This window comes from Herbidospora mongoliensis (genome assembly GCF_001570545.1).
Lineage (GTDB): Bacteria > Actinomycetota > Actinomycetes > Streptosporangiales > Streptosporangiaceae > Herbidospora > Herbidospora mongoliensis.
Window position 1 is genome coordinate 246,852 of the sequence record NZ_BBXD01000020.1, and the last position, 15,349, is coordinate 262,200.

Genomic DNA, 15,349 nt, shown 5'->3' on the forward strand with positions numbered 1-15,349 from the left:
ACCGGGGGACTTACTTGATCACGACGTCCTTGATCTGGACCTTCAGTTTCGGCGCGTTGGAGCCGCCGTCGTCGGCCAGGATGTCGTCCTCGTTCTTGATGAGACCGCCCGCGGCGATCTTGTCGACCACGTCGAGGCCCTGCGTCACCACGCCGAAGGGGGTGTACTCCGCGGGGAGCTGGGCCGCCTCGTCGCTGTAGGAGATGGCGAACTGGCTGCCGTTGGAGTTGGCCGCGTCACCGGCCTGGGCCAGGAAGACCACGCCGCGCGTGTAGGGCGGGCCGAGGTTCTCGTTGGCGAACAGGTAGCCGGGGCCGCCGGTGCCGTCGCTCTTGTTCTTGCCGTCGCCCTTGGCCTGCGGGTCACCGCACTGGAGCAGGTCGATGCCGTTGCTCTCGGTCGTGGTGAGCCGGTGGCACAGGGTGTTGTCGAAGTAGTTCTTCTTCGCCAGGAAGTAGAACGAGTTGACCGCGCACGGCGTCGACTCGGGCACCAGTTCGATGACGATGTCGCCCTGGTTGGTCTTGATCGTCATGTTCTTGGCGCTCAGCGCGGCCTTCGCCGGCTTGGCCGGGGGCATGCCCACGAACTTGGCGGGGGCGCCGGAGTCGTCCTTGCGGTAGTCGCACTTGACGTCGGCGATGTTCACCGGCGAGGGGGGCGCCGTCGGCTGCGCGAGCTCCGAGGGGATCGCCGTGACCGACGGGACGGGCGTCGCCGGTGCCGTCTCTTCGCCGGCCACACTCTCCTTGGTGTCCGCCCCGCTGCTGGAGCAGCCCGTCATCGCGACGAGCGAGAGGATCACCGCACCGACCCCCAACCGGACGCGACGGGCCTGGCCCAGGGCCAGGGGTTTCTGCCGATTTGTGTCGGTCACTGCGTTGCCTTCCCTTTATTCGTCCATTGCTGAAGTTTCGCGTCACTCTATCCGTGATCGTGTTGCCTTCGCGTAAGCGCAGCCACAGGGGTCACTTTGGTAACGATCTTGCCTTAACCAGGGCTGGGATTAGCATTGTCGGGGTGCCTAGTGGGTCGTACCTCCGCTTTCCTCACATCCATCGTGATCTTCTGACGTTCGTCGCAGAGGACGACGTGTGGATCGCTCCGCTCGACGGCGGGCGGGCCTGGCGTCTGACTGTCGAACGGGTGGGCGCCGCCCATCCCCGCCTGTCGCCCGACGGGGCCAGGGTGGCCTGGGCGAGCGGGCTCATGCCGGCCGAGGTGCACGTCGCGGCGGTCGAGGGCGGCCAGATCGAACGGCTCACCCACTGGGCCGACCTCGACACCCGGGTGCACGGCTGGCTCGACGCCCGCACCGTCGTCGCGGGCAGCTCCCACGACCAGCCCTTCGGGCACTGGACCTGGGCCCGGACCGTCCCGCTCGACGGAGGGCCGGGGGAGCGGCTGCCGTTCGGGCCGGTCGGCGCCCTCGACCTGCGCGAGGGCCACACGCTGCTGCTGACCGGGTCGGCCAGCCACGACCCCGCCCACTGGAAGCGCTACCGGGGCGGCGGCATGGGCCGGTTGTGGCTCGACGGGCGGCGGCTGCTCGCCGGTCACGAGGGCCAGCTCGCCTCGCCGATGCTCGTCGGCGGCCGGATCGCGTTCCTGTCCGACCACGAGGGGACGGGGAACCTCTACTCGGTGGCGTACGACGGCGGCGACCTGCGCAGGCACACCGATCACGACGACTTCTACGCCCGCCAGGCCGCCACCGACGGCACCCGCGTCGTGTACGCCCGCGCCGGCGGCCTCTGGCTGCTGCCTGACCTGGACGCCGCCCCCGAACCGCTGGAGGTCCGCCTGGGCGGCGCCGGCCGGGGCCGCCAGGCCTACTGGGCCCGGTCGAACCCCGACGACCTGGCCTGCGACACCACCGGCCGGGCCAGCGCCGTCGAGGTGGCCGGGACGGTCCACTGGGTCACCCACGAAGACGGCCCCACCCGGACCCTGTCGGGGCGGGGCCGGGCCCGGCTGCCGATCGTCCTCGGCCGGATGGAGCGTGCCGACGACGCCGACGACGACGATGCGGGCAAGCGGGTCAACGGCCCCGCCGCCTGGGTGACCGACGCGCCCGGCGAGGACGCCGTCGAACTCGGCGTGCCCGGCGCGGTCACCCGGACGATCGCGGCCGGTGAGCTGGGCCGGGTCGAGGCGATGGAGGCCGCCCCCGACGGCTCGGTGATCGCGGTCGCCGCCCACGACGGCCGCCTGCTGCTGGTCGACCCGGAGTCCGGCGAGGTCACCGAGCTCACCCGCACCGAACACGGTCACATCAGCGGCCTGGGCTTCGACCCCAAGTCCCAGTGGCTCGTCTGGTGCCACCCGATGGCGCGGGGCGCGTCGATCCGGCTGGCGCGGCTGGACGACGCCGAGATCGTCCACGTCACCGACGGCCGGTTCACCGACAGCTCGCCCGCCTTCACCGGCGACGGCCGCAACCTGGTGTTCCTGTCGCGCCGCGGGTTCGAGATGATCCGCGACTCCCACTCCTTCGACCTGGTGATCACCCACGGCACCCGTCCCTACCTGCTGCCGCTGGCCGCCGGGGCGCCCTCGCCTTTCGCGCCCTCGGTCGAGGGCAAGGCCGCCGACGGAGGCGACTCCGGTGACGGCACGGTGACGGTCGACCTGGCCGGGCTCGACGGGCGGATCGTGCCGCTGCCGGTGCCCGAGGCCCGCTACTTCGGCCTGCGGCCGGTCAAAGGCGGTCTCACCTGGCTGAAGCGCAATCCCGACGGGGCGACCGTCCTGGAACGCTTCGACCTGGACAAGCGCAAGACCGAGGAGCTGGCCTCCGAGGTGCGGCTCTACTCCGTCAGCGGTGACGGCTCCAAGATCGTGCTGCGCGACGGCTCCGACGTGCGGGTGATCTCGGCGACCGGCAAGAACGGCGACGGCGTGACGGTCGACCTCGACCGGGTCCGGGTGCGGGCCGATCCCGACCGCCGCTGGCGGCAGGCCTACGCCGAGGCCGGCCGGATCATGCGCGACTACTTCTGGGTCGCCGACATGGCGGGGGTGGACTGGGGGGCGGTGCTGGAGACGTACCGGCCCTGGCTCGACCGCATCGGCGGCGCGGACGACTTCGCCGACCTGATCCGCGAGATGGTGGGGGAACTGGGCGCCTCGCACGCCTACGTGCGGGCGGCCCGCCACCACTGGCGGCGGCTCACCGGCCTGCTCGGCGCCGACCTCGCGCCCGACGCCGAAGGGCTGTGGCGGGTCCGGCGGATCTTCCCGTCGGAGCTGTCGGACCCCTCGGCCCGCTCGCCGCTCCAGGGCTCGGGGGTACGCGCAGGCGACGCGATCCTGGCCGTCGACGGCAGCCCCGTCGATCCGGTGACCGGCCCCGCGCCCCTGCTGTCGGGCGCCTACGGCCACCCCGTCGAGCTGACCGTGGAGTCGGGCGCCAAGATCTTCCGCGCGGCGGTGGTCCCGCTGGCCGACGACCGCGCGCTGCGCTACCACTCGTGGGTGACCGACCGCCGCCGCCGGGTCCGCCGCCTGACCGGCGGCCGGATGGGCTACCTGCACGTGCCCGACATGGGCCCGGCGGGCTGGGCCCAGCTCCACCGCGACCTGTCCCACGAGCTGGCCAAGGACGCCGTGATCGTCGACGTGCGCGGCAACCGGGGCGGCAACACCTCCCAGCTCGTGATCGAGAAACTGTCGCGGCGGATCGTCGGCTGGGACCTGTCGCGCCGCCAGGAGCCGACGAGCTATCCGATGGACGCCCCGCGCGGCCCCGTCGTGGTGCTCTGCGACGAGGAGACCTGCTCCGACGGCGACGTCATCACCGCCGCCGTGCAGGCGCTCGGGCTCGGCCCGGTCATCGGCACCCGCACGTGGGGCGGCGTGATCGGCATCTCCGCGCCCCACCGGCTGGGCGACGGGACCCACATGTGGGTGCCCGGCTACGCCTACTGGATCGAGAACTACGGCTGGGAGCTGGAGAACCGGGGCGCGACGCCCGACGAGGAGGTGCTGATCACCCCCGCCGACTGGGCCCGCGGCGCCGACCCGCAACTCGACGCCGGGGTGCGGCAGGCGCTGGCGGCGATGGAGGGCCGTCCGGTCAGCCTGCCGCCCGACCCCGCGACCAGGCCCTTCCGCGGCCGGGTGCGGAACTGATCTCTCTCATCCTGCTCTCAGATCCGTCTGGGAACCTGCGTGGGATCACCCTGGTATCAGTGGATGACGAAGGAGATGTCTCCCGCATGTTCGATTCCGTTTTCGGCCTCCCCCTGCATCCGCTGGTCGTGCACGCCGCCGTGGTCTTCACCCCGCTGCTGGCCGCCGTCGCGATCGCCTACGCGGTGCTGGCCCGGTTCCGGTCGCGGCTCGACTGGGCGCTGGTGCTGCTCGCCCTGGCCGCCCCGGTCAGCGTGTTCGTCGCCCGCATGAGTGGTGAGGCGCTCAAGGAGTCGCGCTACGGCGGCCAGGCCCCGGCGCCCGTCGCCGAGCACGAGTCGTTCGCGCTCCCGCTGCTGCTGACCACGCTCGTCCTGGCGATCGTCGCGCTGGCGCTGGTCTGGGCGGTCAACAAGACCCAGAACAAGGCCCTGACCACGGTGCTCTCGGTGCTGGCCGTCATCGGCGCACTCGCCGTCACGTTCTATGTCGTACGTGCCGGGCACACCGGCGCCACCGCCGTCTGGGGCGCTTAGGCTAGGGGTTTGTGGAGAGCCTGTTCGATTCGGCCGCGCGCGACAACACACCCGAGCCGCTCGCCGTGCGGATGCGCCCGCGCACCCTCGACGAGGTGATCGGCCAGCGTCACCTGCTCGGCCCCGGCACGCCGCTGCGGCGGCTGGTCGAGAGCGAGGCCCCCATGTCGCTGTTTCTGTGGGGGCCGCCGGGCACCGGCAAGACCACGCTGGCCTACGTCGTCTCCAACGTCACCAAACGGCGGTTCGTGGAGGTCTCGGCCGTCTCGGCGGGCGTCAAGGACGTCCGCACGGCCATCGAGAACGCCCGCCGCGAACTGGGCATGACCGGGCGGCAGACCGTCCTGTTCGTCGACGAGGTCCACCGCTTCAACAAGGCACAGCAAGACGCGCTGCTCCCGGCGGTGGAGAACCGCTGGGTCACCTTCATCGGCGCCACCACCGAGAACCCATTTTTCTCCGTCATCTCGCCGCTGCTGTCGCGCTCGCTGCTGCTGACGCTCGAGTCGCTCACCGAAGACGACATCGGCGCCGTCCTCGACCGCGCGGTCACCGGGGAACGCGGCCTCGACGGGAAGGCCACCCTCCACCCGGAGGCGAGGGAACAGCTCGTCCGGCTGGCCGGGGGAGACGCCCGGCGCTCCCTCACCTACCTCGAGGCCGCCGCGCTGCTGGCAGACGACATCACGATCGAGGTGGTTGAGAAGGCGGTAGACAAGGCCGCCGTCCGCTACGACCGCCAGGGCGACCAGCACTACGACGTCATCAGCGCGTTCATCAAGAGCATGCGCGGCTCCGACGCCGACGCCGCCCTCCACTACCTGGCCCGCATGGTCGAGGCGGGGGAGGACCCGCGCTTCATCGCCCGCCGCATCGTCATCTTCGCCTCGGAAGACGTCGGCATGGCCGACCCGACCGCCCTCCAGGTGGCGGTGGCGGCGGCCCAGGCGGTCGAGTTCATCGGCCTGCCCGAGGGCCGCATCAACCTGGCCCAGGCGGTCATCCACTGCGCGCTGGCGCCCAAGTCGAACGCCGTGGTGAAGGCCATCGGGGCGGCCTCGGCCGACGTGCGGGCCGGCAACATCGGCCAGGTCCCGGCCCATCTGCGCGACGCCCACTATCCGGGCGCCAAGAAGCTGGGACACGGGGAGACCTACCGCTATCCCCATGACTTCGATCACGGCGTGGTGCGCCAGGACTACGCGCCCGAGGAACTGCGCGACCGGCGCTACTACCAGCCGACCACCCATGGCGCCGAGGCGCCGGTGGCGGAGCGATGGGCCAAGCTGCGCGCCTTTCTGCGTGGCGATCCGCGATAGGGTTTCTGCCATTCACCGCAGGGGCCCCGCCAAGGAGGTTCGCCCATGCTCTCCGCCGGAGAGGTCGCCGGCCTGATCGCCGCCATGTTCTGGGCGATCCTCGTCTGCTTCCTGGCCTACGTGCTGATCAAGCTGGCCCGGCTGCTGACCGCCACCACCAAGGTCGTCAACGAGCTCGGCGACAAGGTCGTGCCGCTGCTGAACGAGATGAGTTACACGGTCAGCGAGACCAACCGCCAGCTCGTCGCGGTGGAGGCCATAGCCTCCAACGTGAAAGAGGTCAGCGACGACGTCGCGAAGATCACCGGGCTGGCCTCGACCGTCGTGACCGGGCCGATCATCAAGATCTCCTCGATCGCCCACGGCATCCGCGGCGCCCTGTCGCGGCGTGGCCGACGTAAGGCCGTGGAGCGCCGGCCGTGATCCGCCGCCTCTTCTACATGACCCTGGGCGCCTCGCTGGCGGTGTGGGTGATGCGCAAGCTGGAAGCGCTCAAGCCCGAGCACGTCGCCCGGCGCACCGCCGATCACCTGCGCGACTTCGCCGGTGACGTCCGTGCCGGGGCGGCGACCAGGGAAAACGAGTTGCGAGCTCAGCATGGGCTCGGAACAGTCGGACATAGAACTACTGACTACGACGTAAAGGATGGCCGCTGAAATGGAGTCGGCAGAGATCGTCCGCCGCTTCCTGCGCTTCTTCGAAGAGCGCGGGCACACCGTCGTGCCCTCGGCCAGCCTGGTCGCAGAGGACCCGACGCTACTGCTGGTCAACGCGGGCATGGTCCCGTTCAAGCCCTACTTCCTCGGGCAGCAGAAGCCGCCCTACAAGCGGGCCACCAGTGCGCAGAAGGTCATCAGGACCCTCGACATCGACGAGGTCGGCAAGACCACGCGGCACGCCAGCTTCTTCCAGATGCTCGGCAACTTCTCCTTCGGCGACTATTTCAAGGAGCAGGCGATCCCGTTCGCGTGGGAGCTGCTCACCAACCCCGTCGACAAGGGCGGGTTCGGTTTCCCCGAAGAGAAGATGTGGGTGACGGTCTACCTCGACGACGACGAGGCGATCGAGATCTGGAAGCGCGCCGGCGTCCCGGCCGAGCGCATCCAGCGCCGCGACCTGGCCGACAACTACTGGCACATGGGCGTACCCGGCCCCGGCGGCCCCTGCTCGGAGATCTACTTCGACCGGGGCCCGGAATACGGCCGCGAGGGCGGCCCCATCGCCGACGAGACCCGCTATCTCGAGGTGTGGAACAACGTCTTCATGCAGTACACGCTCGGCGAGGTCCGCACGAAGATCGACTTCGACGTGGTCGGGGAGCTGCCCGCCAAGAGCGTCGACACCGGCATGGGCCTGGAGCGCATGGCGGCGATCCTGCAGGGCGTCGACAACATCTACGAGATCGACACCACCTTCAAGATCCTCAGCCGGGCGGCCGAGCTGACCGGCACCCGCTACGGCGCGGGCGAGCGCGACGACGTGTCGCTGCGCGTCATCGCCGACCACCTGCGGGCGGGCGTCATGCTCGTCGGCGACGGCGTGCTGCCCTCCAACGAGGGCCGGGGCTACGTGCTGCGCCGCATGCTCCGCCGCGCGATCCGCAACCTGCGCCTGCTGGGCTCGGGCGAGGAGCGCTACATGCACGAGCTCACCGCCACCACCATCGGCGTGATGGGCCAGCAATACTCCGACCTGATCGCCGACGCGGCGCAGATCCACGGCGTGATCGACGCCGAGGAGACCTCGTTCCTGGGCACCCTGCGCACCGGCACCACGATCTTCGACACGGCGGTCGCCGAGAGCAGGAAGACGCAGACCCCGGTCCTGTCGGGTGACAAGGCGTTCCAGCTCCACGACACCTACGGCTTCCCCATCGACCTCACCCTGGAGATGGCGGCCGAGCAGGGCCTGAAGGTCGACGAAGAGGGCTTCCGCCGCCTCATGGGCGAGCAGCGCGACCGCGCGAAGGCCGACTCCAAGCTCAAGAAGACCGGCAACGCCGACATCTCGGTCTTCGGCCAGATCCTGGAGAAGGCCGGCAAGGTCGAGTTCCTCGGCTACGACCACCTGACCACCGACACCGAGATCGCCGGCCTCCTGGTCGACGGCGCGGCGGTCCCGGTCGCGGGCGCGGGCACCACCGTCGAGGTCGTGCTGCTGCGCACCCCGTTCTACGCCGAGGGCGGCGGCCAGCTCGCCGACCAGGGCGTGATCCGGAGCGAGAACGGCGAGATCGAGATCGTCGACGTGCAGTCGCCGATCGCGGGCCTGGTCGTCCACCGGGGCAAGGTCACCTCCGGCGAGGTCAAGGTCGGCGACGCGGCCCACGCGGCGATCGACATCGAGCGGCGCCGCGCGATCTCGCGCAGCCACACCGCGACCCACCTGGTCCACCGGGGCTTCCGCAACGCGCTCGGCGAGACCGCCGCGCAGGCCGGTTCTGAGAACTCGCCGGGCCGCTTCCGCTTCGACTTCACCTCGGCCGGGGCGGTTCCGGTCAGCGTGCTGCGCGACGTCGAAGACGAGGTCAACGCGACCCTGATCAACGACCTCAAGGTCAACGTCCTGAACACCTCGCAGGCCGAGGCCCGCAAGATGGGCGCCCTGGCGCTGTTCGGCGAGAAATACGGCGAGGTCGTCCGCATCGTCGAGGTCGGCGACTACTCGCGCGAGCTGTGCGGTGGCACCCATGTCGCCAGCTCGGGCCAGCTCGGCCTGATCAAGGTGCTCGGCGAGTCGTCGATCGGCGCGGGCGTCCGTCGCGTCGAGGCGCTCGTCGGTCTCGACGCGTTCCGGCACCTGGCCCGCGAGAGCGTGCTGGTGTCCCAGCTCAGCGGGGCGCTCAAGGCGCGTCCCGAGGAGCTGCCCGAGCGCGTCGACGGCATCGTCACCCGGCTACGCAACGCCGAGAAGGAACTGGAGAAACTGCGCTCGGCGCAGGTGCTCGCGGTGGCCGGGGAGCTGTCGTCCGGGGCCGCGGACATCCAGGGCGTTTCCGTCGTAACACACCGCGCGCCTAATGGAACCACCCCCGATGACCTGCGTAAACTCGCTCTCGATGTGCGCGGCCGGTTCCCCGGTGATCGCGCCGCGGTGGTCGTCGTCGCCGGTGTCCCCTCGGACCGTCCCGTCGTGGTCGCCGCTGTCAACGAGGCGGGGCGCGACCGAGGGCTGAAGGCGGGCCGTCTGGTCGGAGTGGCCGCCAAGGCACTTGGGGGTGGCGGTGGCGGCAAAGACGATGTCGCGCAGGGTGGCGGCACGAACGCGGGCGCCGTGGACGACGCGCTGCGAGCGGTTGTCGAAGCGATCAGCTCAAGCCTGTGACATGAGATTCGGCACACGACTCGGCGTCGACGTTGGGTCGGTCCGCATCGGCGTGGCCCGCAGCGACCCTTCGGGGCTGCTGGCCACGCCGGTCGAGACGGTGAAGCGCGGCCGGGGCGACCTCGACCGGCTCGCCGAGCTCGTCACCGAATACGAGGCCATCGAGGCCGTCGTCGGCCTGCCGACCTCCTTGTCGGGCCGGGAGTCCCACGCCGCCGGCGCCGCCCGCGAGTTCGCGACGGCGCTGGCCGCCCGCATCGCGCCGGTGCCGGTGCGCCTCTACGACGAGCGCCTGACCACCGTGACCGCGCAGGCGAACCTGCGCCAGAGCGGCCGCAAGGCGAAGAACCAGCGTGACGTCATCGACCAGGCGGCGGCCATCGTGCTGCTCCAGGCCGCCCTCGACGGCGAGCGCGCGTCCGGAAAACCACCAGGTCATCCCCTCGACCCACCATCCGGTGGAGAAACGAGCTCCGGGACCGTCCAGTGAGCCCGCAGGAGTGGGACACGTTCCTGCTCGCGGACGAGGCCGAACCCGTCGACCACGACGTGCGGCGCGAACGGACCCGGAAGATCGTCTACGCCGGGCTGGCCGGCGTCGCGACCGCCGGGATCGTGGGCCTGTTCACCCTGACCCGTCCGTTCCTCGGGCCCGACGACTTCGAAGGGCCGGGAACGGGTGCGGTCATCGTCCGCATCAGCTCCGGCGACAGCGCGGCCCAGGTCGCCGAGACCCTCGCCAAGGCGGGCGTGGTGGCCAGTCCCGGATCGTTCGTCCGGGTGGTGGAGGACCGCGCCAAATCGGGCAGTCTGCGGCCGGGTGACTACAAGCTGAGCAAGGGCATGGCCGCCTCGGTCGCGCTCGACCGGCTGCTCGACCGCGACTCGCGGGTGTCCCGGCGGGTGACCATCCCCGAGGGGCTGCGGGCCAAGGAGGTGTACGTCCGACTCTCGGCCGCCTCCGGTTTCCCGGTCGCCGAGTTCGAGAAGGCGGCGGCGCAGCCGGAGACCCTCGGGCTGCCGTCCTACGCCAAGACCGCCGAGGGGTTCCTGTTCCCGGCGACCTACGAGGTCGAGCCGTCGAGCACCGCCAAAAGCCTGCTGCGGGACATGGCCGCCCAGTTCGGACGGGTCGCCGAGCGCATCGGGATGGAGTCGGGCGAGGGGCTGAGCCCCCTCCAGGTGGTCACCACCGCCAGCATCGTGCAGGCCGAGGGCGGCAGCGACGACGACTATCCCAAGATCGCTAGAGTGATCTACAACCGTCTCAAAAAGGGCGGGCGCCTGGAGATGGACACCACCGTGCTCTACGCGCAGAACCGCCGGACCCTGAACGTCTCCGAGAAGGACACGCAGGTGCGTTCGCCGTACAACACCTATCGGATCGACGGTCTGCCGCCTGGACCGATCAGCAACCCGGGTGAGCAGGCACTTCTCGCAGCCCTGAAGCCAGCGAAGGGTGATTGGTACTGGTTTGTTACTACCGATCCAGGCCGTAGAATCACCAAATTCACTGACAACGAAGGCGAGTTCGTGAAATATCGGGAAGAGCTGAACAGGTACCTCGGGACGAACTAGGCCGACGACGACCGACGGTCCGCGCGCCGGGCCGATACCATACCGAAGCTTGATCCCCCCTCGGTTTGGCGCATCGCTTGACGCGAGGCCAGTCTGACCGAGAGATTGGCCAGCGCACTATGAACGACCTCGACATGGACTCTTTGCTCGGCGCCCCCGACGAGGGGGGGCCGTCGCGACGTTCGCGTGGGCAGGCGACCCGAAGCCGACGGCGCAGGCGGCGCACCCGGCGCAAGGGTGCTCTCGCGTCCGTGATCGCGATTGTCATCATCGTCGGCATCCTCGGTGGCGGTGGCTATTTGGGATACCGGTGGATCAACGACGCCGTGACGGCCGATGACTACACCGGCCAGGGCAGTGGCGAAGTGACCATCGTGATCGAGGAGGGCGCCTCCGCCGGAGACGTCGCCAACGAGCTGGAGAAGGAAGACGTCGTGGCCAGCGCCCGCGCCTTCGTCCAGGCCGTCGACGCGGCGGGCAAGGGCGGCTCGCTCCAGCCCGGCCACTACCAGATGCGCAAGCAGATGTCGGCCGCCGCGGCGGTGACCCTGCTCGATCCGGACAAGCGCCTGCGCGACAGCCTGACCATCCCCGAGGGCTACCGTGCCACCCGGGTCTACGACACCCTCGCCAAGGCGACCGGCATCCCGGCCAAGGAGTTCGCCGACGCCGCCAAGGGCGACATCGGCCTGCCGTCCTACGCCAAGGGCAAGGCCGAGGGCTTCCTGTTCCCGGCGACCTACGAGCTGCCGCCCGACATCACCCCGGCTCAGATCCTGACCAAGATGACCGACCGCTACAACGAGACCGTCGAGAAGCTCGACCTCAACGCCGAGGCGAAGCGGCTGGGCTTCACCCCGATGCAGATCATCACGGTCGCCAGCATCGTGCAGGCCGAGTCGGGCACGCCCGACGACATGGGGAAGGTGGCCCGGGTCATCTACAACCGCATGGCGCGGAGCCCCGCGATGAAGCTCCAGATGGACTCGACCACGATGTACGGCCTCAACAAGTACGGCATCGCCGCCACCTTCGAGGAGACCGAGAGCAAGTCGCCGTACAACACCTACCGGGTCGAGGGCCTGCCGCCCGGCCCGATCGCCAACCCCGGCGACCACGCCATCGAGGCCGCGCTCAAGCCGGCCAAGGGCGACTGGCTGTTCTTCGTGACCACCGACCCCAAGAACGGGATCACCGAGTTCACCGCCAGCGAGGCCGAGTTCGTCCGCCTGCGGGACAAGTTCCACGCCACCCAGAATTGACCTCGTGAACACGAAAGCAGCCGTCCTCGGCTTCCCGGTCCGCCACTCGATGTCGCCCGCCCTCCACCGGGCGGCCTACGCGGCGCTGGGCCTGACCACCTGGTCCTACGACGCGATCGAGTGCCGCGAGGAGGAGCTGGCCGCCTTCGTGCTCGGTCGCGGGCCCGAGTGGGCCGGGCTGTCGCTGACCATGCCACTTAAGCGCGTGGTGTTCCCGCTGCTCGACACGGTGGCGCCGCTGGCGGTCGAGGTCGGCGCGGCCAACACCGTGCTGTTCCGCGACGGCGCCAGGCACGGCGAGAACACCGACGTGCACGGCATCGTCGCGGCCCTGGCCGAGGCGGGCGTCCCGGCGCCGTCGAGCGCGACCATCCTCGGGGGCGGCGCAACCGCCGCCTCCGCGCTGGGCGCCCTGCGCGAGCTCGGGCTCCGTGAGGTGACTTTGGTGGTACGCGATCCGCGCCGCGCCGGGGAGACCCTCGAGGTGGCCGAACGGCTCGGGACGACGGTGGCGGTCGAGGGGTTCGAGTCCTTCGACGCCGGGGTCGACCTGCTGATCTCCACGTTGCCCTCCGGGGCGGCCGACCCCTTCGCCGGCGAGGCGGCCCGCGCGCGGTCCGTGTTCGACGTGGTCTACTCGCCCTGGCCGACCCCGCTCGCGTCGGCCGTACAGGAAAAAGGCGGTACGGTCGTGGCGGGGCTCTCGATGCTGCTGCACCAGGCGGTGAAGCAGGTCGAGCTGATGACCGGGCGGGCGCCCGCTCCCCTGGAGGCCATGCGGTCAGCCGTATGGTAGGGTGGTGAATCGATCGGTCCGGCATGTGCCGGACGCGCAAGCGGAGGTTTTCCTCCCACCTGATCAGCCGCGAGGCAGACGGGTTCAAGGATCACAGTAGAGTTCTCGGACTCAGTGGCCCCGCATGCGTGACGTGCCGGGGCTTATTCGTGTTTCCGGCACGGTCGAGCACCCAGGCGAAGGTCCCTTGGAGGTCCCATCAGCACCGAGCCCCGCATCAACGATCGTATTCGTGTCCCCGAGGTCCGCCTCGTCGGCCCGAACGGCGAGCAGGTCGGCATCGTCTCCATCCACGATGCTCTGAAGCTCGCCCAGGAGTCCGACCTCGATCTCGTTGAGGTCGCGGCGACGGCACGCCCGCCTGTCTGCAAGCTCATGGATTACGGCAAGTTCAAGTACGAGTCGGCCATGAAGGCGCGCGAAGCCCGCCGCAACCAGGCACACACGATCATCAAGGAGATCAAGCTCCGGCCGAAGATCGACCCGCACGACTACGAGACCAAGAAGGGTCACGTCGTGCGATTCCTCAAGGCGGGGGACAAGGTCAAGGTCACGATCATGTTCCGTGGACGTGAGCAGTCGCGTCCCGAACTGGGCTTCCGGCTCCTGCAGCGGCTCGCTGAGGATGTCACCGAGCTGGGCTTCGTGGAGTCTCAGCCCAAGCAGGACGGCCGAAACATGATCATGGTGATCGGCCCGCACAAGAAGAAGGCCGAGGCCAAAGCCGAGAAGGCGGCAGCCAAGGCCGGCCACAGCGACATCGACACCGATGACGACTTGGCGATCGATCCCGTCGCCGTCGAGGAATAAACGCCGCTTCGCGGACGCAGAGACTGGGAGCCCTTCGCGGCTCTTGCGAGTCAGGAACGCCGATGACCCGGTCCCTTGCGGGGCCGGGAGATCGGCTTGGAACAACGAGGGAGAGACGGCTGAGATGCCGAAGATGAAGACGCACAGTGGTGCGAAGAAGCGCTTCCGGGTGACCGGTTCCGGCAAGATCGTCCGTCGCCGGGCCAACCGCAAGCACCTTTTCGAGCACAAGCCGTCCACCCGCACGCGCAGGCTTGAGAACGACGTGGTGATGTCCCCTGCGGACACCAAGAAGATCAAGAAGCTGCTCGCTAAGTAACGACCCCCGGGGAGACAGAACAACATGGCACGCGTGAAGAGGGCGCTCAACGCCAAGAAGAAGCGCCGGGTCGTCCTTGAGCGGGCGAGTGGTTACCGGGGTCAGCGGTCGCGGCTTTACCGCAAGGCCAAGGAGCAGATGCTCCACTCGATGACCTATGCGTACGCGCACCGCAAGGACAAGAAGGGCGCGTTCCGTCGCCTGTGGATCCAGCGGATCAACGCCGCTGCCCGCCAGAACGGCATGACCTACAACCGGCTCATCCAGGGCCTGCGCCTGGCCGGCATCGAGGTCGACCGCAAGATCCTCGCCGATCTCGCGGTCAACGACTCGCAGACCTTCGCCACGCTGGTCGAGGCCGCCAAGAAGGCGCTCCCGTCCGACGTGAACGCTCCGGTCGCCTAAGCGATCTTTTGCTTGAGAAGGGCTCACCGTCTGAGGTGGGCCCTTTTTTCTATGTTGGAGGGTGATCGAGTGACCGAGCTGACCAATACCAAGTCTCCCCGGGTGAAGGCGGCCCGGCGGCTGACCAAGCGCGCCTTCCGCGACCGCGACCGGGCCTTCCTCGCCGAGGGCCCCCAGGCGGTCCGCGAGGCGCTGGCGCTGCCCGGCGTGACGGTGGAGCTGTTCGCCACCGCCGAGGCCGAGGCCCGTCATGCCGACATCGTCGGCGCGGCCGTCCAGGCCGGGGTGCCGGTGCACCGGGCCAGCGGCGAGGTGATGGCCGAACTCGCCCAGACGGTCACCCCGCAGGGACTGATGGCGGTCTGCAAGTTCGTCCACGTGCCCCTCTCGACGGTCGAGGAGACCCGGCTGGTGGCCGTGCTGGCGCACGTCCGCGACCCGGGCAACGCCGGCACCGTGCTGCGCACGGCCGACGCCGCCGGGGCCGACGCGGTGGTCTTCACCGACGCGTCCGTCGACCCCTACAACGGCAAGTGTGTACGCGCCAGCGCGGGCAGCATCTTCCACCTGCCCCTCGTGACGGGTCTGCCGGTCGACAAGGCCGTGGCCGCGCTGAAGGAACGCGGCCTGCGGATCCTGGCCGCCGACGGCACCGGCAAGGCGACCCTCGACGACGTCGACCTGTCGGCCCCCACGGCATGGGTGTTCGGCAACGAGGCGTGGGGTCTGCCGCCCGAGGTGCTGGCCCTGGCCGACGAGGTCGTCCGAGTGCCGATCTACGGGCGCGCCGAGAGCCTGAACCTCGCCACCGCCGCCGCAGTGTGTCTGTACGCCAGCGCGAGAGTTCTCCGGCAGACCTGACATTC

General features: G+C 69.8%; 15 protein-coding genes. 14 read left to right on the plus strand and 1 reads right to left on the minus strand.

Annotation, left to right across the window (positions count from 1 at the left end):
- Positions 1 to 10: 10 nt before the first annotated feature.
- The gene (locus AW272_RS30400; RefSeq protein ID WP_066372468.1) at positions 11 to 877 is read right to left on the minus strand and encodes a peptidylprolyl isomerase; all 867 of its coding nucleotides are present in this window, start codon (positions 875 to 877) and stop codon (positions 11 to 13) included.
- A gap of 143 nt (positions 878 to 1,020) precedes the next feature.
- Here AW272_RS30400 and AW272_RS30405 point away from each other — a divergent pair, with 143 nt between their 5' ends.
- The 14 genes from AW272_RS30405 (at position 1,021) to AW272_RS30470 (ending at position 15,344) form a co-directional block, all read left to right on the plus strand.
- A complete protein-coding gene (locus AW272_RS30405; protein ID WP_066372471.1) occupies positions 1,021 to 4,134 on the plus strand; it encodes a S41 family peptidase in 3,114 nt (1,037 codons plus the stop codon).
- An 86-nt stretch (positions 4,135 to 4,220) separates the two neighbouring features.
- The gene (locus AW272_RS30410) at positions 4,221 to 4,670 is read left to right on the plus strand and encodes a DUF2231 domain-containing protein (RefSeq protein ID WP_066372474.1); all 450 of its coding nucleotides are present in this window, start codon (positions 4,221 to 4,223) and stop codon (positions 4,668 to 4,670) included.
- A gap of 71 nt (positions 4,671 to 4,741) precedes the next feature.
- On the plus strand, positions 4,742 to 5,989 hold the full coding sequence (locus tag AW272_RS30415; protein ID WP_083958853.1) for a replication-associated recombination protein A: 1,248 nt from the start codon (positions 4,742 to 4,744) through the stop codon (positions 5,987 to 5,989).
- A 45-nt stretch (positions 5,990 to 6,034) separates the two neighbouring features.
- Positions 6,035 to 6,412: a DUF948 domain-containing protein gene (locus tag AW272_RS30420; protein WP_066372478.1), complete on the plus strand. Its 378-nt coding sequence runs from the start codon at positions 6,035 to 6,037 to the stop codon at positions 6,410 to 6,412.
- Entirely contained in the window at positions 6,409 to 6,645 is a 237-nt protein-coding gene (locus tag AW272_RS30425; RefSeq protein WP_066372479.1) for a hypothetical protein, read from the plus strand. The genes AW272_RS30420 and AW272_RS30425 overlap by 4 nt, the downstream gene beginning before the upstream one ends.
- 1 nt (position 6,646) lies before the next feature.
- A complete protein-coding gene (gene alaS, locus AW272_RS30430) occupies positions 6,647 to 9,313 on the plus strand; it encodes an alanine--tRNA ligase (protein ID WP_066372481.1) in 2,667 nt (888 codons plus the stop codon).
- Between the two features lies 1 nt (position 9,314).
- Positions 9,315 to 9,803, plus strand: coding sequence for a Holliday junction resolvase RuvX (gene ruvX, locus AW272_RS30435; RefSeq protein ID WP_066372483.1), 489 nt, complete (start codon positions 9,315 to 9,317; stop codon positions 9,801 to 9,803).
- Positions 9,800 to 10,891, plus strand: coding sequence for an endolytic transglycosylase MltG (gene mltG / locus AW272_RS30440; RefSeq protein WP_066372485.1), 1,092 nt, complete (start codon positions 9,800 to 9,802; stop codon positions 10,889 to 10,891). The genes ruvX and mltG (AW272_RS30440) overlap by 4 nt, the downstream gene beginning before the upstream one ends.
- Before the next feature lie 251 nt (positions 10,892 to 11,142).
- A complete protein-coding gene (mltG, locus tag AW272_RS30445; RefSeq protein ID WP_245657799.1) occupies positions 11,143 to 12,153 on the plus strand; it encodes an endolytic transglycosylase MltG in 1,011 nt (336 codons plus the stop codon).
- Between the two features lie 4 nt (positions 12,154 to 12,157).
- Complete coding sequence (locus AW272_RS30450; protein WP_439649167.1) at positions 12,158 to 12,949, plus strand: shikimate dehydrogenase; 792 nt, start codon at positions 12,158 to 12,160, stop codon at positions 12,947 to 12,949.
- 216 nt (positions 12,950 to 13,165) lie between these two features.
- The gene (gene infC, locus AW272_RS30455) at positions 13,166 to 13,759 is read left to right on the plus strand and encodes a translation initiation factor IF-3 (protein WP_275527333.1); all 594 of its coding nucleotides are present in this window, start codon (positions 13,166 to 13,168) and stop codon (positions 13,757 to 13,759) included.
- Between the two features lie 124 nt (positions 13,760 to 13,883).
- Positions 13,884 to 14,078, plus strand: coding sequence for a 50S ribosomal protein L35 (gene rpmI / locus AW272_RS30460; RefSeq protein ID WP_066372499.1), 195 nt, complete (start codon positions 13,884 to 13,886; stop codon positions 14,076 to 14,078).
- A 24-nt stretch (positions 14,079 to 14,102) separates the two neighbouring features.
- Positions 14,103 to 14,483, plus strand: coding sequence for a 50S ribosomal protein L20 (gene rplT, locus AW272_RS30465; protein WP_030456929.1), 381 nt, complete (start codon positions 14,103 to 14,105; stop codon positions 14,481 to 14,483).
- Between the two features lie 69 nt (positions 14,484 to 14,552).
- On the plus strand, positions 14,553 to 15,344 hold the full coding sequence (locus AW272_RS30470; protein ID WP_245657800.1) for a TrmH family RNA methyltransferase: 792 nt from the start codon (positions 14,553 to 14,555) through the stop codon (positions 15,342 to 15,344).
- Positions 15,345 to 15,349: the final 5 nt, after the last annotated feature.

Bases quoted from the DNA above. Each gene is read 5' to 3' on its own strand.
- AW272_RS30410 (WP_066372474.1), top strand. From the start codon at position 4,221: ATGTTCGATTCCGTTTTCGGCCTCCCCCTGCATCCGCTGGTCGTGCAC.
- AW272_RS30415 (WP_083958853.1), top strand. From the start codon at position 4,742: ATGCGCCCGCGCACCCTCGACGAGGTGATCGGCCAGCGTCACCTGCTC.
- AW272_RS30420 (WP_066372478.1), top strand. From the start codon at position 6,035: ATGCTCTCCGCCGGAGAGGTCGCCGGCCTGATCGCCGCCATGTTCTGG.
- alaS (WP_066372481.1), top strand. From the start codon at position 6,647: ATGGAGTCGGCAGAGATCGTCCGCCGCTTCCTGCGCTTCTTCGAAGAG.
- ruvX (WP_066372483.1), top strand. From the start codon at position 9,315: ATGAGATTCGGCACACGACTCGGCGTCGACGTTGGGTCGGTCCGCATC.
- rpmI (WP_066372499.1), top strand. From the start codon at position 13,884: ATGCCGAAGATGAAGACGCACAGTGGTGCGAAGAAGCGCTTCCGGGTG.
- rplT (WP_030456929.1), top strand. From the start codon at position 14,103: ATGGCACGCGTGAAGAGGGCGCTCAACGCCAAGAAGAAGCGCCGGGTC.